This window comes from Algiphilus sp., from assembly GCF_965216485.1.
Lineage (GTDB): Bacteria > Pseudomonadota > Gammaproteobacteria > Nevskiales > Nevskiaceae > Algiphilus.
In genome coordinates, this window is record NZ_OZ244162.1 from 1,485,922 (window position 1) to 1,512,912 (window position 26,991).

22 protein-coding genes are annotated in these 26,991 nt (G+C 64.9%); 20 read left to right on the forward strand and 2 right to left on the reverse strand.

The window, feature by feature from the left end:
• The first annotated feature begins 47 nt into the window (after positions 1 to 47).
• From ACOOFO_RS06855 to ACOOFO_RS06935, 17 genes are all read left to right on the forward strand, one after another.
• The gene (locus tag ACOOFO_RS06855) at positions 48 to 467 is read left to right on the forward strand and encodes a Zn-ribbon domain-containing OB-fold protein (protein WP_223057437.1); all 420 of its coding nucleotides are present in this window, start codon (positions 48 to 50) and stop codon (positions 465 to 467) included.
• Positions 468 to 470: 3 nt separating this feature from the next.
• The gene (locus tag ACOOFO_RS06860) at positions 471 to 1,625 is read left to right on the forward strand and encodes a thiolase C-terminal domain-containing protein (RefSeq protein WP_420429264.1); all 1,155 of its coding nucleotides are present in this window, start codon (positions 471 to 473) and stop codon (positions 1,623 to 1,625) included.
• A gap of 50 nt (positions 1,626 to 1,675) precedes the next feature.
• Positions 1,676 to 2,647, forward strand: coding sequence for an alpha/beta fold hydrolase (locus ACOOFO_RS06865; protein ID WP_420429266.1), 972 nt, complete (start codon positions 1,676 to 1,678; stop codon positions 2,645 to 2,647).
• Positions 2,644 to 2,955, forward strand: coding sequence for a hypothetical protein (locus ACOOFO_RS06870; RefSeq protein WP_420429268.1), 312 nt, complete (start codon positions 2,644 to 2,646; stop codon positions 2,953 to 2,955). The genes ACOOFO_RS06865 and ACOOFO_RS06870 overlap by 4 nt, the downstream gene beginning before the upstream one ends.
• Positions 2,956 to 2,960: 5 nt before the next feature.
• A complete protein-coding gene (locus ACOOFO_RS06875) occupies positions 2,961 to 4,469 on the forward strand; it encodes a class I adenylate-forming enzyme family protein (protein WP_420429270.1) in 1,509 nt (502 codons plus the stop codon).
• A gap of 26 nt (positions 4,470 to 4,495) precedes the next feature.
• Positions 4,496 to 4,924 (forward strand): SRPBCC family protein, encoded by a 429-nt coding sequence (locus tag ACOOFO_RS06880; protein WP_420429272.1) that lies wholly within the window; start codon positions 4,496 to 4,498, stop codon positions 4,922 to 4,924.
• Positions 4,897 to 6,282 (forward strand): CoA transferase, encoded by a 1,386-nt coding sequence (locus tag ACOOFO_RS06885; protein WP_420429274.1) that lies wholly within the window; start codon positions 4,897 to 4,899, stop codon positions 6,280 to 6,282. The genes ACOOFO_RS06880 and ACOOFO_RS06885 overlap by 28 nt, the downstream gene beginning before the upstream one ends.
• Positions 6,276 to 7,694 carry an amidohydrolase family protein gene (locus tag ACOOFO_RS06890; RefSeq protein ID WP_420429276.1) on the forward strand — a complete coding sequence of 473 codons (1,419 nt, stop codon included), beginning with the start codon at positions 6,276 to 6,278 and terminating at the stop codon, positions 7,692 to 7,694. The genes ACOOFO_RS06885 and ACOOFO_RS06890 overlap by 7 nt, the downstream gene beginning before the upstream one ends.
• 105 nt (positions 7,695 to 7,799) lie before the next feature.
• Positions 7,800 to 8,813, forward strand: a complete 1,014-nt coding sequence (locus ACOOFO_RS06895; RefSeq protein ID WP_420429278.1) for a Rieske 2Fe-2S domain-containing protein — start codon at positions 7,800 to 7,802, stop codon at positions 8,811 to 8,813.
• Positions 8,814 to 8,883: 70 nt separating this feature from the next.
• Positions 8,884 to 9,207: a 2Fe-2S iron-sulfur cluster-binding protein gene (locus ACOOFO_RS06900; RefSeq protein WP_420429280.1), complete on the forward strand. Its 324-nt coding sequence runs from the start codon at positions 8,884 to 8,886 to the stop codon at positions 9,205 to 9,207.
• A gap of 102 nt (positions 9,208 to 9,309) precedes the next feature.
• Complete coding sequence (locus ACOOFO_RS06905; RefSeq protein ID WP_420429282.1) at positions 9,310 to 10,104, forward strand: TetR/AcrR family transcriptional regulator; 795 nt, start codon at positions 9,310 to 9,312, stop codon at positions 10,102 to 10,104.
• A complete protein-coding gene (locus ACOOFO_RS06910) occupies positions 10,094 to 11,374 on the forward strand; it encodes a cytochrome P450 (RefSeq protein WP_420429284.1) in 1,281 nt (426 codons plus the stop codon). Before ACOOFO_RS06905 ends, ACOOFO_RS06910 begins: the two co-directional genes overlap by 11 nt.
• A 1-nt stretch (position 11,375) precedes the next feature.
• Positions 11,376 to 11,540, forward strand: coding sequence for a rubredoxin (locus tag ACOOFO_RS06915; protein WP_420429286.1), 165 nt, complete (start codon positions 11,376 to 11,378; stop codon positions 11,538 to 11,540).
• A 27-nt stretch (positions 11,541 to 11,567) separates the two neighbouring features.
• The gene (locus ACOOFO_RS06920; RefSeq protein ID WP_420429288.1) at positions 11,568 to 12,044 is read left to right on the forward strand and encodes a DUF2505 domain-containing protein; all 477 of its coding nucleotides are present in this window, start codon (positions 11,568 to 11,570) and stop codon (positions 12,042 to 12,044) included.
• 129 nt (positions 12,045 to 12,173) lie between these two features.
• Complete coding sequence (locus ACOOFO_RS06925) at positions 12,174 to 13,556, forward strand: DUF1329 domain-containing protein (RefSeq protein ID WP_420429290.1); 1,383 nt, start codon at positions 12,174 to 12,176, stop codon at positions 13,554 to 13,556.
• Positions 13,557 to 13,626: 70 nt separating this feature from the next.
• Complete coding sequence (locus tag ACOOFO_RS06930) at positions 13,627 to 14,493, forward strand: SDR family NAD(P)-dependent oxidoreductase (protein WP_420429292.1); 867 nt, start codon at positions 13,627 to 13,629, stop codon at positions 14,491 to 14,493.
• 5 nt (positions 14,494 to 14,498) lie between these two features.
• Positions 14,499 to 15,995 (forward strand): aldehyde dehydrogenase family protein, encoded by a 1,497-nt coding sequence (locus ACOOFO_RS06935; protein ID WP_420429294.1) that lies wholly within the window; start codon positions 14,499 to 14,501, stop codon positions 15,993 to 15,995.
• A 7-nt stretch (positions 15,996 to 16,002) separates the two neighbouring features.
• Here ACOOFO_RS06935 and ACOOFO_RS06940 read toward each other — a convergent pair whose 3' ends face one another.
• Entirely contained in the window at positions 16,003 to 16,485 is a 483-nt protein-coding gene (locus tag ACOOFO_RS06940) for a DUF6231 family protein (RefSeq protein WP_420429296.1), read from the reverse strand.
• 136 nt (positions 16,486 to 16,621) lie between these two features.
• A complete protein-coding gene (locus tag ACOOFO_RS06945; protein WP_420429298.1) occupies positions 16,622 to 17,854 on the reverse strand; it encodes an OmpA family protein in 1,233 nt (410 codons plus the stop codon).
• 170 nt (positions 17,855 to 18,024) lie between these two features.
• On the opposite strand from ACOOFO_RS06945, the gene prfB reads away from it, so the two are divergent.
• The 3 genes from prfB to ACOOFO_RS06960 all read left to right on the forward strand — a co-directional run bounded on the left by prfB (position 18,025) and on the right by ACOOFO_RS06960 (position 26,989).
• Positions 18,025 to 19,120 (forward strand): peptide chain release factor 2 gene (gene prfB / locus ACOOFO_RS06950; RefSeq protein WP_420429300.1). Its coding sequence is split into 2 segments (ribosomal slippage): positions 18,025 to 18,096 and positions 18,098 to 19,120, totalling 1,095 coding nucleotides; the frame shifts between segments, so codons are not numbered across the junction.
• Positions 19,117 to 20,631, forward strand: a complete 1,515-nt coding sequence (lysS, locus tag ACOOFO_RS06955) for a lysine--tRNA ligase (protein ID WP_420429302.1) — start codon at positions 19,117 to 19,119, stop codon at positions 20,629 to 20,631. Before prfB ends, lysS begins: the two co-directional genes overlap by 4 nt.
• A 211-nt stretch (positions 20,632 to 20,842) precedes the next feature.
• The gene (locus ACOOFO_RS06960; RefSeq protein WP_420429304.1) at positions 20,843 to 26,989 is read left to right on the forward strand and encodes an EAL domain-containing protein; all 6,147 of its coding nucleotides are present in this window, start codon (positions 20,843 to 20,845) and stop codon (positions 26,987 to 26,989) included.
• Positions 26,990 to 26,991: the final 2 nt, after the last annotated feature.

Here is a 26,991-nt window from a genome sequence, read left to right on the forward strand (position 1 = left end):
GCGCGGCCCGGTCCACCGCTGTACGCACACCACCACCATAGGCGTTCATGAGCAACGAAGAAAAACCGACCCGGTTGGCACCCATCGTCACACCGGACGCCAAGTTCTTTTGGGAAGCCGCGGACCGCGAGGAACTGGTCTGCCAACGCAGCCGGGCGACGGGCAAATTCCTGTTTCCGCCGCGGCCGATGTGCCCGGAGACGCACAGTCTCGACATCGAAGTCGCGCCGCTGTCCGGCCGCGGCAAGGTGGTGAGCTGGGTCAAGCCGGTGCATCCGCCGGCCTTCGGCTTCAAGGAGCCGCCGACGGTGGCGGTCATCGAGCTGGAAGAAGGCGTGCGCTTCGTGACCAATGTCATCGACATTGCCTTTGAAGACATCACCAAGGACATGCCCGTCGAGGTGTGCTTCGTGCCCACCATGAACAACCACAAGGTGCCGGTCTTCCGTCCGGCAGAAGGCAAGTAATCCATGGCACAGCGACACGCCGCCATCGCCGGCATCGGCGCTACCGAATTCTCGAAGGAGTCCGGCCGCAGTGAACTGCAGCTGGCCGCCGAGTGCGCCCTGGCTGCCTGCCAGGACGCCGGCGTCTCGCCGCACGATATCGACGGCATGATCACCTTCACCATCGACAACAGCGACGAAATCAATCTCGCGCGCTCGCTCGGGGTGAAGGATCTGGCCTATTCCGGGCGCATCCCGGGCGGTGGCGCGGCCGCCGCCGCGACGCTCTATCACGCCATGTCGTTGATCGACGCCGGTGTCAGCGAGAACGTGCTGATCTGGCGCGCGATGAATGAGCGCTCGCAGTACCGCTTCGGCCAGAACCAGCAGCAGCAGGTACAGGCCGGCAACAGCACCGGCTCGCTGATGTGGTGCGTGCCCTTCGGCGCCATGACGCCCGGCTCCTGGGCCGCGCTGGCGGCGCGCCCCTATATGGAGGCTTATGGTCTGACCAATGCCGATTTCGGGCATCTGTCGGTGCAGCAGCGCGCCTATGCCGCCACCAATCCGAATGCCTGGTTCTACGAGCGGCCGATCACGCACGCGGATCACCAGCAGTCGCGCTGGATCGTCGAACCGGTGCTGCGCCTGCTCGACTGCTGTCAGGAGTCGGACGGCGGTGTGGCCATTCTGGTGACCTCGCTGGAGCGCGCCCGCGACCTGCGCCAGCCGCCGGTGCGCATCCTCGGGGCGACGCAGTCGATTCCGTACAACGTCGAGGTGATCTCCAACTACTACCACGACGATCTCACCGTCATGCCCGAGGCCGAAGGTACCGCTCGTCGTCTGTGGAAGCAGACCGGCCTGCAGCCTTCCGACATGCAGGCAGCGATGATCTACGACGCCTTCACGCCGCAGGTGTTCATGCAGCTGGAAGCCTTCGGCTTCTGCGGCCGGGGTGAGGCTGCCGCCTTCGTCAAGGAGGGCCAGACCGGACCGAAGGGTCGGCTGCCCGTGAATACCCACGGCGGCCTGCTGGGCGAGGCCTATATCCACGGCATGAACAGCATGGCCGAGGGCATCCGCCAGATTCGTGGCAGCGCGGTCAACCAGATCGATGGCGCCGAGAACATTCTGGTGACCTCCGGCATGGCCGGCGCGGTGCTGGGCAAGGCCTAGCAATGCAGACGCCGCTGGCGCGCGAAGCTCGGAGCGAAGGAGCGCAGGCCGTGCGCTCCTTGGATCTGCACTTCGCGGTGGGGGCACAGCAGGTGGGCGTGCGGCTCTGGCTGCCGGCCGAGACCACGCCGACCCAGCTCTGGTTCTGCCTGCCCGGCGGCTATATGTCGCGCGAGTACTTCGACCTGCGTGTGCCGGGCAACGACAGCCACAGCCTGGCCTACGCCATGACGGCGCGCGGCTTTGCGGTGGCGGCGATGGATCCGCCGGGTATCGGCAGCAGCGACGATGGCGGTGACCGCTATTGCCACACGCCGGAATCGGTGGCCGACGCTGCGGCCGAGGCCTGTGCCCAGCTGATGGCGGGACTGCGTCAGGGCGATCTGATCGAGGGCGTGCCGGCGTTGCCGATTGCGCACAGCCTGGGGCTGGGGCATTCCATGGGCGCGATGTTCACGGTCATGCAGCAGCACCGTGCGCACAGTCATGCCGGCATCGCCTTGCTCGGCTTCAGCACCCGCGGCCTGCCCGAATATCTGCCCGAGTCGGTCAAGCCCGTGCTGGCCGACCGCCCGACGCTGCACGCCCAGCGCGAGGCCATGGCCCGCGCCATGTTCGCGCACATGGGCGAGATGCAGACAGGCGGCGGCGACAATGATCTGTATGGCCGCCGCGGCGCCGAGGTCGATGGCGTGCGCGCCCTGGCGCAATGCCGCGCCCCGCTGCTGCCGGTGCCGGCCTTTACCTCGATGCTGCCGGAGAATGTCGGGCCCGAGGCGGCCACCATCGATGTCCCGGTATTCATCGGCCTGGGCAGCGCCGATATGGCCGGCCCTCCGCACGAGGCGCCGGCAGCATTTCGCGCGAGCCGCGACATCGTGCTCCACATTCTTCCGGAAACCGGGCACAGTCACTTCCTGTTTCCGTCGCGTGCCGGATTGTTCCAGCAGCTCACGCACTGGGCTTCCGGCATCGCCGCTTCGGCGGCGCCGACTTCCACACCGAACGAGAGCAGACCATGAGCATTACCCTCAAAGCAGGTGCCCGCGTGAAGAGCGCGGTATGCGATACCCAGGCGATGGTGATCAAGGCGCCGGCAGGTGACTATGACCTGCAGTGCGGCGGTCATCCCATGCTGGGTCCCGACGGCAGTGCCGATGGTGCCAGCCTGGATGCCAATTTCGCGGGCGGCACCTTGATGGGCAAGCGCTATGTCAATGCCGATGAGTCCATCGAACTGCTCTGCACCAAGGGCGGCGAGGGCAGCATGGTGCTGAACGGCGAGCCGCTGGAAGTGAAGCAGGCGAAGCAGCTGCCGTCTTCGGACTGATCGCCATGAACATCACCATGCTGCTCGACATGAGCGCCGAGGCCTTCGGCGACCGTGTCGCCATCTCGCACGACGGCACCCGCATCAGTTTTGCGCAGTTGCAGGCGCTGGCACTGGGCGCGGCCCAGGTGGTGCGCGAATCCGGTGCCTCGCATCTGGCCTTTCTGGACGTCAACAGTCAGGCGACCGCCGTGGCCCTGTTTGGCGCGGCGCACGCGGCCGTTCCCTATGTGCCGCTGAACTATCGCCTGACCGACGACGAACTCGAAGCCTTGCTCGGCCGGGTGGCACCTGCATTGCTGGTGGTGGGGCCGGAGGCCGAGGGGCGCATCCAGCCGCGCGAGGGACTGACGCTGATGAAGCGCGCGGATTTCCTGGCCGCAGCCCAGGCGGCGGCCGGTGCCGCCTCCACCGCGGCGGAGGATCCCGCCACCATTGCCGTGCAATTGTTCACCAGCGGCACCACCGGAGCGCCCAAGGCCGCCGTGCTGCGCCACGAGAATCTGAGCGCCTACATCATCGGCACTGTCGAATTCGGCGCCGCCGAGGAGACCGACGCCAATCTGGTCAGTGTGCCGCCGTATCACATCGCCGGGATTTCGGCGATTCTCAGTTCCACCTATGCCGCGCGGCGCATGGCCACCATTGGCGCCTTCGAACCGCAGGCCTGGGTGCGGGCCTGCCGCGAGGAATCGGCGAGCAACGCCTTCGTGGTGCCGACCATGCTCAGCCGCATCATCGACGTACTCGACGGCGAGGGCGGGGCGGGACTGCCCAGCCTTCGCGCCATCGCCTACGGCGGCGGCCGCATGCCGCAGGCCACCATCGAGCGCGCCATGCAGCTGCTGCCGCAGGTCGACTTCACCAATGCCTACGGCCTGACCGAGACCAGTTCCACGGTGGCCGTGCTCGGCCCGGATGACCATCGCCTGGCCATTGCCAGCGATGATCCCAAGATCCGCCGCCGGCTTTCCTCCGCGGGGCAGCCCACCGGCGCGGTGGAGATCCAGATCCGCGACGAGGACCAGCGCGTGCTCGGGCCCGAGGAGGCCGGTCTTGTCTTCGTGCGCGGGCCGCAGGTGTCCGGCGAGTATCTCTCTCTGGGCAGCCAGCTCGATGCCGAGGGCTGGTTCCCGACCCGGGATCGCGGCTTCCTCGATGCCGAGGGTTATCTCTATCTTGATGGTCGCGCGGACGATGTCATCGTGCGCGGCGGTGAAAACATCTCGCCGGGCGAGGTCGAGGATGTGCTGATGGCGCACCCGGCCGTGGCCGATGCCGCGGTGGTGGCCGTACCCGATGATCAGTGGGGAGAAGGCGTGGGTGCGGCCGTGGTGCTGGCACCCGGGCAGCAGGTCTCGGCCGAGGCGCTGCAGGATCTGGTGCGCGGCCAGTTGCGTTCCTCGCGGGTGCCGCAGGTGGTGCGTTTCTACGACAGCCTTCCCTACAATGAGATGGGCAAGGTGCTGCGCCGCGTGATCCGCGACGATCTTGCCGAACCGGTACCCGCCTGATGGCCACCTTTGTCTTTGAGCAGAATTTGCCTATCGAAGCCCCCGCTGCCGTGGTCTGGGAGGTCATTACCGACCTGCCGCGCTACGGCGAGTGGAACCCCTTTGTCAGTGCCTGCGATTCCACCCTGCAACCGGGCGACCCGATCGACATGACGGTGCACCTGATGGCGCGCCCGCAGCAGCAACGCGAGTGGATCACCGAGTACGAGGCCGGCCGGCGTTTTGCCTACCGCATGAAGCCGGTGCCCATGGGGGCGCTGTCCAGTGCGCGTTGGCATGACATTCGCGCCGACGGTGAAGACCGCTGTCAGTATCAGTCCCACTTCGAGCTGCGCGGCTGGATGATGCCTGTGGTCCGGGGGCTGCTCGGCGCACGACTTCGGTCGGGTTTCGCCGGCATGAATGCTGCGGTGAAGCGCCGCGCCGAATGGCTGTGGGCGCAGCGCCAGGGCTGATCGCGCCACCCGCGCCCTCAGAGGATCGCTGCTTCGCGCGGCGATATGCCGATGGCCTGCTCCGCGATCTCGGGCGCCAGACCACTCCCGCGCCTCCACGCGAACACCCGGCGGTCCGCGCTGCCATCAGTGGCCTGCACTGGCTGACCGGGGCCGCGGATACGCCCGCGCAAGTCTGTCCGGTGCCGCTGGCTGCGGCTGCCGACGGCACCCTGGCCGCGCTGCGAAGCCTGCCGGGCGGCGCCGCCCTCGACGGCATCGACGGCGCTGCCTTGCTCACCGAGCGTGCAGCGCTGCTTGGATTGCATCGCCAGGGCGATCGCTCCGCGGCGGGCGCCTGTCGTCTGCTGACCTGCCGTGACGGAATGCTGGCCGTGCATCTGGCGCGTGACAGCGACTGGGCGTTGCTACCGGCGTGGCTTGAGCGCGAGGCGGTGACGGATTGGGGGCATCTGGAGCAGCACCTGCGTGGCAGCCTGCAGGCGCCGCTGCTCGAACGTGCGCGATGGCTCGGCCTGCCCGTGACGGCAGTGGGTCCACCGCGTCGGTACGCTCCCTGGATGCAGCCGGACGCCCGCCTTGCGATGGCGCCTGCGACGGTGCCTGACCGCAGGCCGCGCGTCGTCGATCTTTCCAGTCTGTGGGCCGGACCGCTGTGCAGCCATCTGCTGCAGCGCATGGGCGCGGAGGTCATCAAGGTGGAGACCCGGCAGCGTCCCGACGGTGCGCGCCAGGGGCATCCGGCCTTTTTTGATCGACTGCACGCGGGCAAGGCCAGTGTGGCGCTGGCGCTGGAGACGGCCGAGGGTCGCAGCCAACTGCTGACACTGCTGCGCGAGGCGGACATCGTCATCGAGGCGGCGCGGCCGCGCGGTCTGCGCCAACTTGGCATTCATGCCGAAGCCCTGCTCGCCGAGCGGCCGGGCCTCACGTGGATTGCCATCACTGGCTACGGCCGCGAAGGCGACAATGCCGAGCGTGTGGCCTTTGGTGATGATGCCGCGATGGCCGCCGGCCTGGGGTGGATCATGGCGGAGGCGTACGGCCGCGCCTGCTTCGTTGGTGACGCCCTGGCCGATCCGCTGACGGGCCTGCATGCCGCGCTGGCGGCCTGGGAGGGATGGCTGCGCGGAGGCGGTGGCCTGCGCGCGCTGGCACTGCGCGATGTCGTCGGGCATGTGATCACCTCCGCAGGCGTGGATACGCCCTGGCGTGCACGCGCCCAGCAATGGCAGCGCGCGCTGCAAGCGCGCGGTCTGATGCCGCAGCCGCCCGTCTGGCACGACCCACCGGGGTCCGCGGCAGCCTTGGGCGCAGACAATGCGCGACTGTTGCCGCCGCGAGCCATGCCGTGCTGATCCGCGATGCCGAGCTGGACTTCGGCCAGCGAAGGGCCGATGTCCGAATCGAGGATGGGCTCATCACGGCCATCGCACCGCGATTGCAGCGAGCGCGTGGCGAGGAGGAGACGACCGCGCAAGGTCGCGCCCTGCTGCCGAGCCTGTGTGATCACCACATTCACTTGCTGGGCACGGCAGCAGCATTGGCCTCTGTGGATTGCTCCACGGCCGCCTGCGGCGATGCCGATGGCCTGGCGCGGGCGCTACGTGCTGCCGATACGGCGCGAGAGGGGGCAGGGTGGCTGCGCGGCGTGGGCTATCACGACGCCCTCTTTGCCGGCGGTGGAACAGCACTCGACCGCCATTGGCTGGATCGGGTGTTGCCGGAGCGGCCCGTGCGTATTCAGCACCGCAGCGGTCGGCTGTGGATTCTGAACAGCGCCGCGCTGCGCGAGATCGGCGTCGATCCGGTTGCGGCACGCCCGCCGCTTGAGCGGGACGACCAAGGCGCCGCAACCGGTCTGCTCTACGACAGCGACACCTGGCTGCGCGCGCGATTGAGCGTGACGCGGCCCTGTCTGCGCGCGCTCAGTCGACAGCTGTGGGCCATGGGAGTGACGGCGGTCACCGACTGCACGCACAGCAATGACGCGCAGGATTACGGGCACTTTGTCGAGGTCCAGCAGCAGGGTGAGCTGCTGCAGGATCTGCTGGTGATGGGCGGCACGGATCTGAATCGACGGCTTGAGCTGGGCGACCGGCGGATCCGGGTCGGGGCGCGCAAATTCCATCTGCATGATCACGCGCTGCCGGAGTTTGGCGTGTTCAAGGCGCAGATTCGTGCCGCCCACACGGTGGGCCGCAATGTGGCCATACACTGCGTGAGCCGGGTCGATCTCACCTTCGCGCTCGCTGCCCTGTCCGAAACCGGTGTGCGCGCCGGCGACCGCATCGAGCACGCTTCGGTGGCGCCACCGGAGGCAGTGGAACAGATGGCGAAGCTGGGCCTTATCGTCGTTACCCAGCCAGCCCTCATTGCGGAGCGTGGCGATGACTATCTGCGTGAAGTCGAGCCCGATGATCAAGCCCACCTTTACCGGCTGGCGAGTCTGCAGCGCGCGGGCATCCCTCTGGCGCTGAGCAGCGATGCGCCCTACGCCGGCATCGACCCCTGGCGCGCCATGCAGGCGGCGGTAGACCGGAGGACCGCGTCCGGCGTCGTCATCGGCCCGCAGGATGCCATGACGCCCGAGGCTGCCTTTGACGCCACGGCCGGCGATGTGGGGGCCCCGGGGCGCCGCCGAGCCCTTGGCATAGGGGCGCGTGCCGACATGCTGTTGCTGGATACTGATTGGGCGGGTGCGCGCTCCGATCTGTCGCGCGTGCGCCCTGTTGCGGTATGGCATGAGGGGCGCACAACTATCACCTGAATGGAGTAGGACAGGGCAGGCTACCCTGCGCACTATGGGTCTACTCTCAAGGCGTGGGCTGTGTATCCCCGCCGTCATTGCCATACGCAGCAGGAGGCGTTTTCCATGGGTGCCATCAATCTTCAGCAGCTGCTCGAATCCCAACAGCTCGAGCGCTGCCCCTTCCCGATTCCCGCCGGTTGGTTCCATGTGGACTTCTCGGAGAATCTGGCAAAGGAGGAGATTCGCAACGTTTATATCTTCGGCCAGGAATGGGTGCTCTTCCGCAGCGAGTCTGGCAAGGTCGGCATGACCGATCCGTACTGCCCGCACCTCGGCGCCCACATCGGGCATGGTGGCAAGGTTGTTGGCGAGAACATCCGTTGCCCCTTCCACCACTGGGAGTACGACCCCGAGGGCTGGTGCAAGAAGATCCCCTACGGCAAGGTGGCGCCGCCGATCACCAAGAAGCAGGCCATCCTGCGCACCCTGCCGGTGGTCGAGAAGTACGGCATGATCTGGGCCTGGTATCACCCCAAGTGCGAAGCACCGAGCTGGGAACTGCCCTACATCCCTGCCATTGAGGACGAGAGCGGCTGGACCGGTGACCGCAAGGGTTCGTGGACGGCGCATACCGCGATCCAGGAGATCGCCGAGAACGGAGTCGACTTCGCCCACCTGAAGTTCCTGCACGGCGCCGAAGCCATTCCGCCGGCTGAAGTCAATTTCGACGGCCACATCATCGACATCAACATGGCCAACGGCTACATCGTGGGCCGTGGCTATGGCCCCGGGCTGAATGTCTTCGAGTTCACCCAGAATGGCGTGAGCGCGACCATGATCAGCTACACCCAGCCGATCGACGTCGACAAGAGCCAGATGAACATGAGCTTCCGGCACAAGGATTATGCGGAAGGCTCGCAGGAGCTGATGATCGCCAAGAAGATCGTCGATCACATGATCGGCGAGGCCGAAGGCGAGGAAAGCGCCGGCTTCGAGAGCGTCGACTTCATCGTCTGGAATCACAAGAAGTATCGCCCCAATCCGCTGCTCTGCGACGGGGATGGTCCTGTGCTTCAATTCCGCAAGTGGTTCAAGCAGTTCTACGTTGCGGATGAAGAGACGCTGGCAAAAATCTAGATACGCGCGAGGACGGGGGCGGCCATTGCGCCGCCCCCTTTTTTATGGACTCTGGAGGACAACACGGCTCATGGCCCAAGTGCATGTGACAACCCGTGAAGGCGAATCACGGACCCTCGAAGCAGAAAGCGGCTGCCCGCTGATGGAGGTACTCCGCGACGCCAGTACGGGCGTTGAAGGCACGTGCGGTGGTATGTGCTCCTGCGGAACCTGTCACGTCTACGTGTCGGAAGAATGGGTCGCGCGGCTGCCTGAGCGCAGCGAGGACGAGGCCATGATGCTGGAAGCGCTGGAAGATTTCGTCGAGCTGCGCCCGGGTTCCCGGCTGGCTTGTCAGATCACGCTCGACGACGATACCTCTGGCCTGACCGTGGAGATTGCGCCCGCAGCCTGAGTCGGTGGGCGCATCGAGCGTCTCCTCCATCCGGATGAGGCCGTTCGACAACGCATTTGCGAATGTCTGTCTCGAAATGAATTTCGCACAGGCATCGCGCTGATGGCAGACACTTCATCCGATTGGCAGGACGGCACGGCGCGCCGAGCACGCGCGCGCTCCGTGGGACGGCCGCCGGCCGTCACCCTCGATCAGATTCTGGATGCGGCGACCGAGATTGGCCTGACCGAGGTCACGCCCCGTCGCGTGGCGCAGAAGCTGGGTGTAGGGGCGGCCACGCTCTATCGCTATGTCAGCGGCCGCGACGAGCTGGTGCGACTGGCGGCCTTTCGACTTGCACTGAATCAACGCCAACCCGAATGGGAGCAGGCCTCATCGCTGCATTGGTCGCAGGTCGTGCTGTCCTATGCGGACAGCCTGCGCGAAGTCTTTCTCGGCGAGCCGCAATTGATCAGCGAATTGCTCGCCGGGCGTCTCGGACCCGAGGCGGAGATGGTCTTCCTCGAACCCTTTCTGCGCCGGCTGGCGGAGTGCGGCGTGGCGGTGACCGAAGGCATGCGCCTGCACAACGCCGTTGCCATGCTCGCCATCGGCGCAGCCGCGGGTGCCACCGGAGTGCGTGCAGCGGGTGGAACCACGCAGGCCGTGGTCGCAATGCAGCGCGCGCTGGACGCGCAGGAGACGGAGCGTTTTCCGCATGTGCGCCGCGGCCTCGCGGCCTACCGCGCCGACGGCGAGGCGCACTGGCGTGCGGCACTGATTGCCTTGCTGCAGGGCTTTGCCCACGAGCGGGGGGAAAGACTGCCGCCTCCGACCTTCACCGAAGCGACAACCCAAAGCGCCACGCCGGGCATGACTGCCGAGCCGGCCGACAAGGAGACCTCCCATGCACGATAACGCCCCCGCGGGTCGAATCGAGATCGACGGAACGGTATTCAATCCCTTTTCGCCCGAGTTCATCCGTTCGCCCACCGATACCTGGCAGCGCTTGCTGCGCGACTATCCCATCGCCTGGCACCGCGATCTCCAGATGTGGGTAGTCAACTCCCATGAGCTGTGCGGTGCGCTGCTGAAGGATCAGCGGTTTTCGCCCAATTTCCGGCTCTGGGAACACGCCCCGCCGGAGAAGGCGGAGGCCGACAAGAACGACTGGGATCACGTCTTCGACCACTCGCTCTTCGTGGTCGATCCGCGTGCACACCTCAAGCTGCGCCGACTCACCATGCCGGCCTTCTCCAAGCCAGTAATGGGCAAGATCGACGGCAAGATCCGCGATTTGGTCACAGCCTGCTTCGACGACATCGGGGAGCCCGAGAGTTTCGACGTCTACGAGGCCATCGCCACCAAGCTCCCGGTACGCGCCATCGCACGCATGGTAGGCGTGCCAACGGACATGGAGGACTTCTTCCATGACTTTGCGCTCAACGTCGTGCTCTCGACGCGTCCGAATCTGAAGCCGGAAGAGCGCGAGCGTGCCGTGCAGGCGACGCTGCCGGGGTTCGACTTCTTCAAGCAGATGATCCAGCAGCGACGGGCGCTGGAACACCCCGGAGACGACTTCCTGGGCAGCCTGATTGCCGCACGCGACGGTGACGACAGCCTGGACGACTACGACATCCTGTCCATCATCCTGGCGCTGATCACCGCCGGCTCGGACACCGCGACCGACCTGCACACTTACGCTCTGAAGGGACTGCTGGAGAACCCGGAGCAGATGGAGCGGTTGCGAGCGCATCCGGAGCGCATGGAGAACGCCATCATCGAGCTCCTGCGCCATGGCTCGATGGGGAAATTTCCGTTCTTCCGCTTTGCCGCCGAGGATGCCGAGTTTGCCGGTCAACGCATCGGCAAGGGCCAATGCCTGCTGGTCAATCTCTCGGCCGCCTGGCACGACCCGGCCAAGTATCCGGACTGGGACCGGCTCGATATCGAGCGCAACCTCGACGGCAATCTGGTCTTCGGCGCCGGCGCGCATTTCTGCATCGGAACCTATCTGGTGCGCGTGCAGGGTGGCTTGATGATCAGCGAGTTCATGCGCCGCTTCCCGCGCGCCGAGCTGCTCAACGGGGACGGCGATATCGACTATGACTACAGCCACCACAATGCGCGTCGCATCACCCGTCTGCGCGTGAAGACCCATTGCGGCGCTGCCGGCGAGGCTGCCTGAAATGCAGCAATGGATCTGCGTCATCTGCGGCTTCATCTATGACGAGGCCGAAGGTCTGCCGGACCATGGCATTGCCGCCGGCACCCGCTTCGATGACCTGCCCGAGGACTGGACCTGTCCGGAGTGCGGGTCCCCCAAATCCGCTTTTGAACCCTACGTCGGCTGAGCCACAGCCGCATCCTGAGGAGACTGCATGAAACACCAGACCGAATCACGCTACCCGGCACCGGCCGACGTGGTGCTGAAGATGTTCTCGGACCGCGCCTTTCACGAGCGCAAGTTGGAGAAACTGGGGATTGCCAACTACGAGATCGTCGAGCACGCAGCCGATGCAGAGCGCGCGCGCATCCGGATTTCGCGCCAGCTGCCCGTGCAGTTGCCGGGCGTGAAAAAGGGCGCCGGTGCAGTGGTCCATACCGAAGTCTGGGATCTCAAGAACGGCAGCGGCGACATCACTGCCGAGCCGCAGGGGATTCCGCTGGCAATGCACTGCAGCGCCCGTATCGAAGCCGACGGTGATGACGCCTGCGTGGCGCGCTACGAGTGGGACATCAAGGCGAATATTCCGGTAGTCGGCAAGCGTCTGGAGAAGTTTGTCGCGGCCGATATCGAGAAGCGCGGAGAGCAGGAAGCCGAAGCCGGTCGGTCGCTACTGGATGACTATCGCTAGTCGTCAGTTTGGACGATGACGGAAACATCCAGCGTGCACACTATCGTGACGCTGGCTTCTTACCTGCGCTTTAGGACCATTTCATAACAACTGCTGCCACCGCATTGGTGCGCGACGGAGGACACCACGATGCACGTACATACAGCGCTCCGCCATCTTGCCCTGGCCGCCATGGCGGTTTCGGCACTCGGCACGAGCACGGCCTTCGCGAAAGTTTCGGCGGAAAAGGCAGCCGAGCTGGGCGGAGAGAAGTACACCTGCATGGGCGCGATTCGCGCCGGCAGTGAAAGCGGTGTGGCCGAATACACCGGCAAGTTCCAGGGCAGCTGGCCTGGTGCGGAAGGCAAGGGGGGCTACCTTCCCGGTCCCTACGCCGATGAGCAGCCACTGTTCACCATCCGGGCCAGCAATATGGCCGAGTACGCCGACAAGCTGACGCCAGGCCAGAAGGCGCTGCTGGAGAAGTACCCGGAAGAGTTCTACATGAAGGTCTATCCCAGCCACCGGGACTTCAAGTTCCGCGACTGGGTATGTGATGCCGTCAAGAAGAACGCCACCATGGCCGAGATTCTCGACGACGGTCTGGGTATCACCGGTGTCACCGGTGCCCATCCTTTCCCCTTCCCCAAGAATGGCCTGGAAGCGATCTGGAACGTCATCAATCCGCACCGCGCGTGGACCGAGCAGGCGGTGTACGACATTCGCAATGTCTATTCGGATGGTCAGGTGGCCAACGGACGGGTCAACTTCAAGACCATGAACACGGGGACGCACCCGGACCCGAATGAGCGCCGCTCCTATACGGACAAGATCAACGCGTACTTCTACCAGGAGTACCTTGAGCCGCCGCGCGATGCCGGATTCACGGCGGTGGGCTACCAGCCCAACAACTTCTCCGACGACGCCACCAACTCCTGGCAGTACCAGCCCGGCCTGCGGCGTGTGCGACAGGCGCCCGAAGTGGGCTTCGACTACCCGGTGCCGCCTGCCGGCATGCGCAACGTGGACGACGACTACCTGTTCAACGGGTCGCCCGAGCGCTTCACCTGGCGTCTGGTGGGCCGCAAGGAGGTCTATGTCCCTTATCACAACTTCAAGATCAACGACCCCGCGCTCAGCCTCGACGAGCTGATCGGCAAGCACACGATCAACGCCGAATACGTGCGCTATGAGTTGCACCGGGTGTGGGTCATCGAAGGCACGCAGAAGGAAGGCGTACGCCACAACTACGGCAAGCGCGTGGTCTACGCCGACGAAGACACCTGGCTGGCGGTATGGGCTGACAACTACGACAAGCGCGGCGAGCTGTGGCGCGTGAACTTCGTGAATTACTTCTTCTCGCCCCAGTCGCAGACCTTCCATCGCGGCGCCACGATCTATCACGACCTGACGGCTCAGACTTACGAGGCGGGCTATCTGGTCAATCAGTCCGGTGACGACTGGTGGACGCTGAATGAACCGCTGAAGCCCTCGAACTTCAGCCCGGAAGGACTGGCCCGCCGCGGTCGCTAGACGTTGACGAGCCCCGCGCACCGCACCCGTGCGGTGCGCGGGAGCGCACAAGCATTCGCAAGGAGACTCCATGAAGACCGCATTCATCACCGGCGCTGCTGTCGGCCAGGGCAACATGCTCGCCAAGAAGCTCGCCGCCCAGGGCTGGCGCGTGTTCGGCGGCGTCCTGCCCGGCGCGGAGACTGACCTCAGTGAAGTCGCAGGCGTCACGGTGATCGAGCAGGACGTATCCGACAACGCCTCGGTACGTGCCAGCGCGGAGCAGGTCGAGGCCCAGCTCGGCCGAGACGGCCTCGATCTGCTGATGAATGTGGCCGGGGTGGCCAATGTCGCGTCCGGTCTGATCGAGGGCGTCGACATGGAGCAGGTGCCCAAGCTGTTCGAGATCAATACGTTCGGCCAGCTTCGTGTGTGTCAGTCGTTTCTGCCGATGGTGCGGCGCGCGGCGCGACCCGCGAAGATCCTCAACTTCGGCTCCGGTGCGGTGCTCGCGAGCCCGCCCATGGCGGGCGCCTACAGCATGTCCAAGCATGCCGTTCATGGCCTGACCCTGACGCTGCGCAACGAGCTGGCGCCCTTTGGCGTACAGGTCACCTCGATCTGGCCGGGTGCGGTGAAGACGGGCATGACGGCCAATTCCCGGGAGACCACGCTGGGCTCCTGGAACGCGCAGCCGGAGCCGGTCAAGTCGACCTATGCCGACTACCTCAAGCGCGGCATCACCGAGCTGCTGCCCGACATGATCGAGAAGAAGGGCAACACGCCGGACGCAGTCACCGACGAAATCCTGAAGATCGTCGCTCAGCGCAAGTTGAAGGCGTGGTACTGCGTGGGCAGCGACGCCAAACCACTCGGTGTCATGAGCCGCCTGCTGCCTTCTGGCAGTTTCGAGGCGCTGATTCGTGGCGCCTACAAGATTCCGGCAGCCAAGGTCTGATTCCCATGCCCGATAACGCCACCAGTCAGGTTTCATCCGCCTTTGCCGCACTGGCCGCCCGCGCACCCGCGCTGGCGCTGGAGTCGGCAGATGTCCGCATCCGCCGGCTCCAGCGTTTGCTGGAGGAGACCATGGCGGCGCGCGATGCCATCTACGAAGCGGCACACGCCGAGCTTGGCTTGTGCAACACCGACATCGATCAGCAGCTGCTGATGGTCAAGGGCGAGATCGAGTACGCCTGCAAGCACCTCGCCGAATGGATGAAGCCGGAGCCGGTGAAGGGCTCGCTGATGACGCTCGGCAAGAAGTCCTACATCCGCTACGAGCCCAAGGGCGTGGTACTCACCTTGGGCACCTGGAACGCGCCCTATGCCATCGGCCTGGTGCCCGCGGTGGGCGCCCTGGCGGCAGGCAACAGCGTGCTGCTCAAGCCTTCCGAGCTGGCGCCGCGCTCGGCGGCGGTGCTCGCGGATATCGTGTCGCGCGCCGTCGAGCCCGATGTCTTCACCGTGCTCCAGGGCGGACCGGAGGTCGCGCAGGAACTGCTGCAGCAGCCCTTCAACCACATCTTCTACATCGGTGGGCATCAGGTTGGCCGACTGGTGATGAAGGCGGCGGCCGAGCATTTCGCGTCGGTCACGCTGGAGATGGGTGGCAAGAATCCCACCATCATCGACGCCAGCGCCGATATCGAGGAAACCGCGCGCAAGGTGGCCTGGGGCCGCCTGAGCAATGCCGGACAGGTGTGCATCGCCCCCGACTACGCGCTGGTGCATGAATCGGTGAAGGCGGCCTTCTGCGAGGCATTGGCACGCAACATCCACGAGATGTACAACCCGGAGGGCGCGGGTTTCGAGGCCAGTCCGGAGTATCCCTGCATCATCAACGACCGCCACTTCGAGCGGGTCGCGGCCTTGCTCGACGATGCCCGCGACAAGGGCGCCACCTTCCACTGCGGCGGCGGACGCAACCCGGCTGCCCGGCACATCGACCCCTGCGTGATCAGCGATGTGAAGGAAGACATGCGCATCATGCAGGAGGAAATCTTCGGCCCGGCCATCGCGGTCGTGGGCTGGACGGAGCGCGATGAGGTCATCGAGACCATCAAGCGTCGACCGAAGCCGCTGGCGCTGTACATCTATGCCAAGGACCGGGAGGCCATCGACTGGTTCCTGGCGCGCACCACGGCTGGCAGTACCGTGGTCAATCACAACATGATCCAGTCGGGGACCAATCCCCATCTGCCTTTCGGTGGCGTCAACGCCAGCGGCATCGGCCGCATTGGTGGCCACTTCACCTTCCTGGAGTGCTCCAACCAGCGTTCCATCGTGGAAGAGGGCCCGCCGGTGGGCGATCCGAACCTGATGTTCCCGCCCTACAGCGACAAGTTCAAGAAGATGATGGGCTCGATGTTCGACCGGCCATTGGCCGTGCCGGATGCGGTCGTGCGCGGCATCAACGGGCTGATCAAGGTCACCAGCGTCTTCAAGCGCCAGCGCTGAGCCGCCGCTACCAGCGGTAGACGTCCCACAGTTCCGGATTGGCCCAGTGCTTGGCATTGAGCCAGTCCGGGCGGTGCTTGTAGTCGTAGAGGTTGAAGCCCTGCAGCGTCAGCCCTGCTTCCTCGTCATGCCAGTGGGGCAGAAATCCCAGCGACCGCCATTGTGCGGGCGCCAGTGGACAGGCGGAATCGGCGACGGCAAGCACTGCCTGGGCATAGAGGTCGCGCAAGGCGGCTAATTCTCGCTCCAGCCTGTCCTCCTCCGCGGCCATCCGCAGCCACTCTGCCGTGAGAATGGCGAGTCCGGCGCGCGGCGGCTCCAGCGCCTTGGCGATCTCGTCGGTGGACTGGTGCTGCCGGCTCTCGCCTGGAAAGGCCTCCGAGACGGTCATGCCCGACGGGTGCAATAAGACCACCGGGTCGATGCACTGTCGGGTGATCGCCTCGCGCAGGCTGTTCGGTCTTTCCGCGCGGTTTTCTGGCGTGCTCATCAGACCAGCATGCGCAGCCCAGTGCCTGCTGGCAAGGCGCGACTGGACGACGCTGTTGCAACACGCTCAGCGCGCAGCACAAAAAAGGCCCCGCCGGAAGGCGGGGCCTGTATGGCACGCGCTCGCCGTGTGGCGCCTAGACGTCGTCGCGCGTCTCCAGAATGCGGAGTTCGACGCGACGGTTCATCTCGCGACCGTCTTCGGTGTCATTGCTGGCGATGGGCTGCGACTCGCCGTAACCCTCGGCTTCCAGCTGGTCCGGTGCAACGCCGCGATCCAGTAGGTAGTCGACGACAGCATCGGCGCGTTCGCTGGACAGCTGCTGGTTGTAGGCGCTGGCGCCCTTGCTGTCGGTGTGCCCGCCGATCTCGACCACCAGGCCCGGCTCGTCGAGGAGCACGTCAGCCACCTCATCGAGGATGACGCGGGCATCCGGCGTGATCCGCGCGCTGTCGAAGTTGAAAGTGACGCCGCGCAGCACCACCGTATCGCCCATGGCGCAGCCGCGATCGTCGGTGTCTTCGCCCGGGAAGGGCGGACGGCACTGCGACAGCGGCAGTTCACAACCCTGCGCATTGACCGCGGTGCCGGCCGGTGTGCCCGGGCACTGATCCTCGAAATTCGGTACGCCGTCGGCGTCATCGTCCAGCGGACAGCCATCCGCACCTACAGCCACATCGGAGGGCAGATTCGGGTAGGCGGGACACGTCGGCCGGTCTGCTTCGACTACGCGGGCTTCCTTCTCTGGTTCCTTCGGCTCCTCGTAGATGCTGCCGAGCGGAATCTGCAGGCCGATGCGGAAGACGGCGTCATAGAAGGCATCACCATTGCCACGGCCGACCGAGTCCTCTTCGTGGGAGTCCATGCGATAGACCACTTCGGGCCGGATGGCGGTCCCTTCATTGATGAAGTTCAGGAAAGGCGCCTTGATCAGTGCACCGGCACCGAAGTCGAAGACCACGCTGTCGTAATCGTTCTTGCAGCTGGTGAAACCGGGCTGGACGGTGCAGGGCGCATCGGTGGTTTCGCCGTAATGCAGCGCCGCGCGAATGAAGAAATCGCTGCGCTCTTCCACCGGGAACATGTTGAGTGCGAGACCAATGCCGGTCAGTTCGCCACTCTGGTTAGTGAACTCGGCGTCGTAGGTTTCATAGAAGCCATTGAGTTCGAAGGTGAGATTGCGCGTCAGGCTCTTGCCGAGGGCAATCTGGCCGCCGAGGCCGTTGTCCGTCATCCGGTCGCCATCGACCACGGAATAGGAAAAGCTGGGGGCGATGTAATACCGCTTGTCTTCGATTTGGGCGGCACCCTGTGTGGCGTAGGCGATGCCTGCGGCAGCCAGAAGCGCCGTAGTGACTCGTTTGACCATGAATTCTCCCCTGAATGGTGTGCGCAAGACTCCCGAAGCGCGTCGTCAGACTATAGCAGCGGCAGTCCTCATTGTGTCGGCGCCGGACAGGCCCGCGCGCGCGTGCGTCCAGAGCGCGCAGTGCGTACACTCGCGCTCCTTCACGACAAGCATGACGGTCGCGTTACGCCATGGAAGCCCACCACATCAAGCAAGAGATCACAGCCCTGCAGGCGCGTTTCGACGCGCTGCGGGGCTATCTTTGACTACCAGGAAAAGCAGGATCGCATCGCCGAAATCGACGGCGAGCTCGAGCATCCCGAGGTCTGGAACAAGCCCGAGGAGGCGCAGTCGCTGGGTCGCGAACGCGCCCGCCTGATCGAGGTGGTCCAGCCGCTGCAGGAGGCGGAGTCCGGCCTGGCCGACGCACTCGAACTGCTGGAGATGGCCGAGGCCGAGGACGACCGCGGGACCATCGACGAGATTGGCGCGGATGTCGAGCGCTATCGCAGCAGCGCCGAGAAGCTGGAGTTCCAGCGCATGTTCTCCGGGGAGATGGATGCGACCAACGCCTTCCTCGACATTCAGGCCGGCTCCGGCGGTACCGAGGCGCAGGATTGGGCCGAGATGCTGCTGCGCATGTATCTGCGCTGGTGCGATGAGCACGGCTTCGAGCATGAACTGATGGAGTGTTCGGCAGGCGACGTCGCCGGCATCAAGTCGGCCACGCTGATGGTGCGCGGCGACTACGCCTTCGGTTGGCTACGTACCGAAACCGGTGTTCATCGACTGGTGCGCAAATCGCCCTTCGACTCCGGCGCGCGTCGCCACACCTCCTTTGCCGCCGTCTTCGTCTCTCCCGAGATCGATGACAGTTTCGAGATCGAGATCAATCCGGCCGATCTGCGCGTGGATACCTACCGTTCCTCCGGCGCCGGTGGACAGCACGTCAACAAGACCGATTCCGCAGTCCGGCTGACGCACTTGCCCACCGGGGTGGTCGTGGCCTGTCAGAACGAACGCAGCCAGCACAAGAACCGCGACCAGGCGATGAAGATGCTGCGCGCCCGCCTTTACGAGCTGGAGATGTCCAAGCGCGAGGCCGAGCGCCAGGCCGTGGAGGACAGCAAGAGCGACATTGGCTGGGGCAATCAGATCCGGTCTTATGTACTGGATCAGTCGCGCATCAAGGATCTGCGCACCAATGTCGAGATCAGCGATACCCAGCGCGTGCTCAACGGGCATATCGACCCCTTCATCGAGGCCAGTCTGAAGCAGGGACTATGAGCGACCAGAAGAACAGCAAACAGACTCAGGACAGCGACGAGAATTTCGTCATCGCTCAGCGGCGGGAGAAGCTCGCCGCGCTGCGCGCCCTGGGCCAGAGCTATCCGAACGACTTCCGCCCGGACGCCACCGCCGAGTGCCTGCACGGTCTCTATGGCGGGCTCGACGACGAGGGCCTGGAGCAACAGGCGCATCGCCACGCCGTGGCCGGACGCATCATGGCCAAGCGGGTCATGGGCAAGGCCAGTTTCATCAGCGTGCAGGACAGCAGCGGCCGCATCCAGGCCTTCCTGCAGCGCGATGCCGTCGGCGAGGACTGCTACAAGGCCTTCAAGACCTGGGATGTTGGTGACATCGTGGGCCTGGAAGGCAGCATGTTCCGCACCAAGGCGGGCGAGCTGACCATCAAGGCCGAGCGCATCCGTCTGCTGGTCAAGTCACTGCGTCCGCTGCCCGAGAAATGGGCCGGGCTGACCGATGTCGAGCAACGCTATCGCCAGCGCTACGTCGATCTCACGATGAATGCCGCGGCGCGCGAGACCTTCCGTCGACGCACGCGGCTGTTGCGCTTCATGCGGGATTTCTTCGATGCCCTCGACTTCATCGAAGTCGAGACGCCCATGCTGCAGCCCATTCCAGGTGGCGCGGCGGCCAAGCCCTTCGTGACGCATTACCACGCGCTGGGCCGGGACATGTATCTGCGCATCGCCCCGGAGCTCTATCTGAAGCGGCTGGTGGTCGGCGGTTTCGAGCGGGTCTACGAGATCAATCGCAATTTCCGCAACGAGGGACTGTCCACGCGGCACAATCCCGAGTTCACCATGCTCGAGTTCTACCAGGCGCACAGCGATTATCGCGACGTCATGGAGCGCATCGAGCATCTGGTACGCGATGCTGCGCTTGCGGTGCTCGGTACCACCACCGTGCACTACCAGGGGACGGACTACGATCTGTCCCAGCCCTTTGCCCGCATGACCATGCGCGAAGCGGTGCTGGCGCACAATCCGGACCTGGACCCCGCGGTACTCGATGACCGCGCGCGGCTTGCCGAGGTGACGCGCACTGCGGGAGGGGATGTCAAGGACAGCTACGGGTGGGGCAAGCTGCTCACCGAGCTGTTCGAAAAGACGGTGGAGCACCGCCTGAGCGCGCCCACTTTCATTACCGCCTATCCGGCCGAGGTCTCGCCGCTGGCGCGGCGCAACGACGACAATCCGGACGTCACCGACCGTTTCGAATTCTTCCTCGCGGGGCGCGAAGTCGCCAACGGCTTCTCTGAGCTGAATGACCCGGACGATCAGGCCGAGCGCTTCCGGGCGCAGGTGGCGGCCAAGGATGCCGGCGACGATGAGGCCATGGTCTACGACGCCGACTACATCCGCGCCCTCGAATATGGCATGCCGCCCACCGCCGGGGCTGGCATCGGCGTGGATCGCCTGGCCATGTTCTTCACGGATTCCGCGTCGATCCGCGACGTCCTGCTGTTCCCGCAAATGCGCCCGGAGCAGTAGCGGCTGGAACGTATCCGGTCCCGCGCCGCGACCAGCCACGCCGGGCCCGTCCGGACGATGCGCCGGAATACGGCACGCCCCGCCTCAGGGCGGGGCCTCTGAACCGCTTGTCGGAACGGCGCATATGCGCCGTCAAGTCCTGTCCTAGTCTCGTCCCAAAGGCGCGCTCAGGCGGCGATAAGGCGGTTGTGAGGCGGGGAGCTGGACGAATATGGCGCACGGTAACAACAACTACGAGGTGCTTGCGGCGGTCTACGACAGTCCGCGCACTCGTGTGTCGCGTGCGCGTAATCTCGAAGACGGTGCCCTGTTCCTGCTGAAGTCGCCGCAAGCGGGGCAGGGTACCGAGCGCGTGGAAGCCGCTTACCAGAAGGAGCTGCGCTATCGCAGCGCCTTGCATCCGGAGCAGGACGAAATCCGACTCGAGCGCCGCAATGGCCTGCCCCTGCTGGTGATTCGTGACGATGGCAGCCGGGCGCTGCGTGAGTGGATGGAATCCGGCGGTGTCTGCGCGCTTGCGGACTGGTTGGACATTGCGATTGGCGCCAGCCACGAACTCAAGCGCCTGCACGCGATGGATGTCATCCATCGCGACATACACCCGGGCAATATCCTGTGGGACCCGGTGTCGCGCAACGTGCGCCTCATTGACTTCGAATTGGCCGTTCCGGGAATACATGCCCAGGCCGAGGCGGTCGAGGCCCGCACCCTGGAGGGCGCACTGCCTTATATGGCGCCGGAGATGAGCGGCCGCATGCGGATCGGCGTCGATCATCGCAGCGACCTCTACGCGCTGGGCGCGACGCTTTATGAGCTGCTGGTCGGTGCGCGACCCTTCGCAGCCGTCGACGCAATGGAGCTGATCCACCAGCACATCGCGGTGCAGCCGGTGGCGCCATCGGAACATTGCGAGGACGTTCCGAAGACGATCTCGGAGATCGTGCTGAAGCTGCTCGCCAAATCGCCCGATGCGCGTTATCAGAGTGCGCGCGGGCTGCACCACGACTTGGTACAGGTGCGCGATGCCCTGCAGCGGGGCGAAGCGCTGGCGGACATCCCACTGGGGCAGCGCGATGTGTCCGACCGCTATCGTCCCGGCACCCGTCTATTCGGTCGCGAAGTGGATCGGCAGGCCCTTTTGGCGAGCTTCAAAGGAGTGCAGTCCGGTCGAAGCCGTCTGCATGTGATCCAGGGGCAATCGGGTACCGGCAAGACCAGCCTTGCACGTGCGCTTCGCGAGCCGGCCATCCTTGCCGGTGGCGTCTTCGCCGAGGGCAAGTGCGATCAATTCCAGCGATTGCAGCCCTATACGGCCTGGGTGGGGGCACTGGAGAGTGCGGTTGCGCAATGGCTGGCACGGCCGCAGCGCCAGCGCCTGCATCTGCGCAGCAGCATCCTGAGCGCAGTCGGCGCGAACGGGCGCCTGTTGACGGATCTCATTCCCGGTCTGGATCAGCTCATCGGCGAGCAGCCGGAAGTCGCGGCGCTCGGCCCGGCCGAAACGCAGCGCCGACTGCGTTATGTCTTCGTGCACTTTCTGGTCGCCTGTGCCCGCGATGGCGGGCCATTGGTGCTGGTGCTGGACGACCTGCAATGGATGGATACTGCGTCGCTGGAACTGCTCGATGCACTGTTGCGCACTGAGGAGACGATGCCGCTGCTGCTCCTGGTAGCTTTCCGTGACAATGAAGTGGACGCGTCGCACCCCCTGTCGGCCGCACTCCATCAGCTGGAAGAGGCCTTGCCTGGGGTGGTGGCCCGAACCATGTTGTGCAACCTCAAGCTGCCCGACATACAGGCACTGGTACTCCACCGTTTCAAGGTGAGTGACCCCCGTGCGCTGGAGCTCGCGACGGTCGTGCAGGCAAAGACGGACGGCAATCCCTTTTTCTGTCATCAGCTCTTGAAGCAGCTGTGCGACACGCGTGTGGTCTTTTTCGACGAGCAGCTGGATGGCTGGAATTGGTCACAAGATGCACTGCAGGCAGTGGAGGTCAGCGAGGACGTCGTGACCCTGCTGATCGACAAGCTGCATCAACTGCCCGGCAAGACCCAGTCATTGCTGGCGCGCATGGCATGTCTGGGCAATCGCTGTCCGCTGGCGACGCTGGCTCGGGTAGCGGAGCTGCCTCCCGCCAGCGTCCTGCAGCGTCTCGAGCCCGCCTTGCAGGACTATCTCATCACCCGCGACGAACAGGAGTTGCACTTCAGCCATGACCGGGTACAACAGGCGGCCTATGCCTTGCTGAGCAGCAAGGACAAGCGCCTGCAACACCTCCGAATCGCCCGTCTGCTGAGCACGGATGAAGCCGATCTCGCGCATTCCGCGGTGTTGCTCGACGTCGTTTCCCACTACGAGCACGCTGAGTCTCTGCTTTCCGATACGGAGGAGCGCGCCCATGTCGCGCTGCTTTCCGCGTGCGCCGCACGACGCGCGCAGGCCGCAAGTGCTCATGACGTGGCGCTGCGCTATTTCCGCTTCGCGCTCGCACTCTATGGCGAGCCCAGTCTGGCCGAGCGGGATGCGGCGTTTACGGAGTTGTATCTCGACGCCATCCAGAGCGAGTTCAACAACGCCCATCACGATCGCGTAGCCAGCATGCTGGTCGTAGCGGAGGCACAGGTTGCCACGACGCTGGCCCGGGTGCGGCTGGTGGAATTGAAGATCCGCTTCGCCATCGCAGGCAACGACCAGAACGCCGCCATCGCACTCGCCATTGAGGCCCTCACCCTGCTTGGCATCTCGATTGCGGATGACGATGACGGTCTTGCTCAGCAAGCGCAGGACCTGCAGGCGGATTTACATTGGACACAGGCTGACATCGTTGCCCTTGAGGCCTTGCCCGAGATGCGGGACGAGGCCGCCATGGCGGCGATGCGCATCATGGTCAATGCGGCGGGGGCGGCCTATGTGATGCGGCCGGCCTTGTGGCGGGTGCTCACCCTGCAGATGGTGCACACCACCCTGACGCATGGCCATTCCGCCCTTGGGGCCTTTGCCTTTGCCTTCTATGGCGTACTGCTGGCAGGCTTCCGTGGCGAAATCGAGTCGGGCTATGCCTTCGGTCGCTTGGCGAATGTCAGTCTCGAACGCTTCGGCGCCGAGCCCATGCGGGCAAAGATCATCAATCTCTTCGATGTTTTCGTGCGTCACTGGAAGGAGCACCTGCGCAACTCGCTGGAGTCGCTGCCACGTGGTCTGCAAAGCGGCATCGACCACGGTGATTTCGAATATGGCAGCTACAACGGCATCCAGCACGGCAAGCATCTGTTTTTCTGCGGAGAACCGCTGGATGCGGTGCTGGAGCACCACCGTCGCACCATCCAGACCATCGAGAAGCTCCGCATGGGCTACCACCGCGATTTTGCACACGTCTGGCAACAACTTGCGCGTAACCTCAATGGCCAGGCGGATGACCCGCTGGTGTTGCGCAGCCTGGACTACGACGCCGAGGCATTGCTGCCACGGTTGCTGGCCGAATCCAGTCATTTCCTGGTGTTCAATATCCACTGCTCGCAGGCCATGCTGCATTACCTGCTCGGCACGCCGCAAAAGGCGCTGGAGATGGCCGAGCGCGCGCTTCCGTACCAGGCCAACGTGCCTGGCATGGCGGAGCTTGCGCAGCACAACTTCTTCCATTCGCTGAGTCTGCTTGCCTGCACGAATGGCGAAGACGCGGCGCGCGACCGGGACTATCGGCGTCAGGTTGCCCGCAATCAGCGCGTTCTCGGGGTATGGGCGCGCCACGCACCCATGAACTTCCATCACAAGCTCGTCTTGGTGACCGCCGAGCGCCTGCGGAGATCGCGGCAACCGCAACGGGCGGCGCGCTGGTACGAGGCCGCTATCGCCGGCGCCCGTGCGCATTACTATCTGAACGATCAAGCGCTGGCATCGGAGTGCTACGCCGGCTATCTGCGCGAACGTGGCCATCTCTTTCTCGCAGCCAACGCGCTGCGCGAAGCGATCCGCCTCTACCGGCAATGGCAGGCGCACGCCAAAGTGCGTCAGCTCAATGAGCGCTATGCCGAGCAATTCGGTGGGCTGAGCGAGTCGAGCAGTTGGTCGAGCCATCAAAGTGTCGATGGATTGCCGAATCTCGACGTGCAGGCGGTCCTGCGTTCCTCGCTGCTCATTGCCAACGAATCCGATGTGCCCACTCTGAAGCGGCAACTCATGAAAGTGGTGGCTGCCAATGCCGGCGCGGAACGTGGCGTACTGGCCCTGCTCGAAGAGGAGTACTGGGTGGTGGCTGCACGCTACGATGAAGCCGCCGGCGGCAGTTTTGTCGAGGATGATGTGGCCCTTGATGCCTGTCCGGACGTGCCGAGAAGTCTGTTGCGATCGGCGATTCGGCATGGGCGCAGCGTCGTGCTGCACGATGCCGCGAGCAGCAGCGGCTTCGAGCACGATCCCTACATCCAGTCGCATTCCGTTCGCTCCGCTGTCTGCGTGCCGCTACGCCATGGCGATGCCGTCACTGGAGTGCTCTATCTGGAGAACCGCTCGGCTCCGGGCGTGTTTCCCGAAGAGCGGGTCCGCATCATCGAGATTCTGGCAGCGCAGGCGGGCGTCGCCGTGGAAAAGGCGCGGCTGCTGCAGCAGATGGAATCGCGGGTCGAATTGCGCACGCGCGAGTTGCGCGACGCCAAGCGCCAGCTCGAACACGCAAACGAGGAGTTGCGCGCTTCCGAGGAGCGCTTCCGCCTCGCGATGGTCGGCAGCGGAGAAGGACTGTTCGACTGGGATCTGCGGAGCAATGCCATGTATCTGTCACCGGGATGGAAGCAGATGCTGGGCTATCAGGATCACGAACTGGTCAACGCCTACGAGAACTGGCACGCGCTGGTCGATCCCGAGCAATGGGAACCCTTGCTTGCCAATATTCGCGCGCATCTTGACGGCGACAGTGATTGCTTTGAGGTCGAGTACCGGATGGCCCACAAGGACGGGAGCTGGGTCCTCGTTCTCAACAAGGCACACATCGTGCGCGGTGCTGACGGGGTACCGCAGCGTGTCGTGGGAACCCACTTCGACGTGACCGGCGAGCGCAATGCCCAGGCACGGGTTGCCCATCAGGCGCTGCACGATTCACTGACCGGCTTGCCCAATCGCGCGCTGTTCCAGCAAAGGCTGGAGGCCGCACGCGCGCGTCTGGCCGCGGACGGCATCCCCTACGTGCTGCACCTGCTCGACCTGGATCGTTTCAAGCAGCGCAATGATGCCTTCGGTCATCAGGTGGGAGACCGCATTCTGTCCGTGGTGGCCGAGCGTATCCTGCGCACGCTGCGTGCCGGCGATTTTGTCGCCCGCCTCGGTGGCGACGAGTTCGCCGTGATTCAGCACGGTGTGGACCACACAGCCGAGGCCCAGCAGCTGGCGCTTCGACTGATCGCAGCCATCAACAAGCCGATGCAGGTGCAGGGCGTCACCACTGATGTCGGCTGCAGTGTGGGGATCCGCATCGTGACCGACAAGAATCTCAGTGCCGAGACCGTGATCGAGCAGGCCGACGCGGCGCTGTATCAATCCAAGGCACGGGGAGGTGATGTCGAAACACTGCATTGCCTGGAGGCGCTGCCAGCGCGCGAACGCGAGCGCCAGCTGGTCCGCGAACTGCCTGCCGCGCTGGGTTCGGGGCAGCTATTCCTTGCCTTCCAGCCCGAGATTCACTTCAGGGATGGCCACCGCAGCGGCGTGGAATGCCTGTTGCGCTGGCGACATCCGCGTTTCGGCGTTCTCCATGCGGGAGCATTCGTTGCCGCCATGGAAACGCATGGTCACGCCGCACGCTTGCTGACATGGGTGGTACGCGCCGCGGCGGAGCAGGCCCATCGATGGATGGCGGAGAAGGTGGTCTTCGGCCAGATCAGCGTCAACATCACCTCAGCGGAAAGCCTGACCGTCTCATTGGCTGAGCAGCTCCTTGCCGTGATGCGCGACTGCGCCGTCGATCCCAGTGCATTCAAATTTGAACTGGGTGCGGGTCTGTCCACCCATTCAAGTGTGCACGCTGCTCTTGCGGTGCTGCGTCGCGCTGGCTGCACGCTCTGTCTTCAGGACTTCGGTGCGGCCGCCGTTGCGATCGCCGATCTGCCGGCGATGGGGATTCGTCAGGTCAAGCTGGCGCCGGCCCTGATGCGCGACATTGTCAGTGACGGACGCGCCCGCCAGGTCGTACGTGCCGCCATCGACATGGCGCAGGCCCTCGATATTGCCGTGGTTGCGACCATGGTCGAGGCTGAGGCCCAGCGCGCTGCCTTGGCCGAATGCGGCTGTGAATGGGGTCAAGGCACCCTCGTTGGGGCGCCCGCGCCGGCCGCCGAGCACGCGGCAGCCGTGGCCAGGCTGCACTGAGC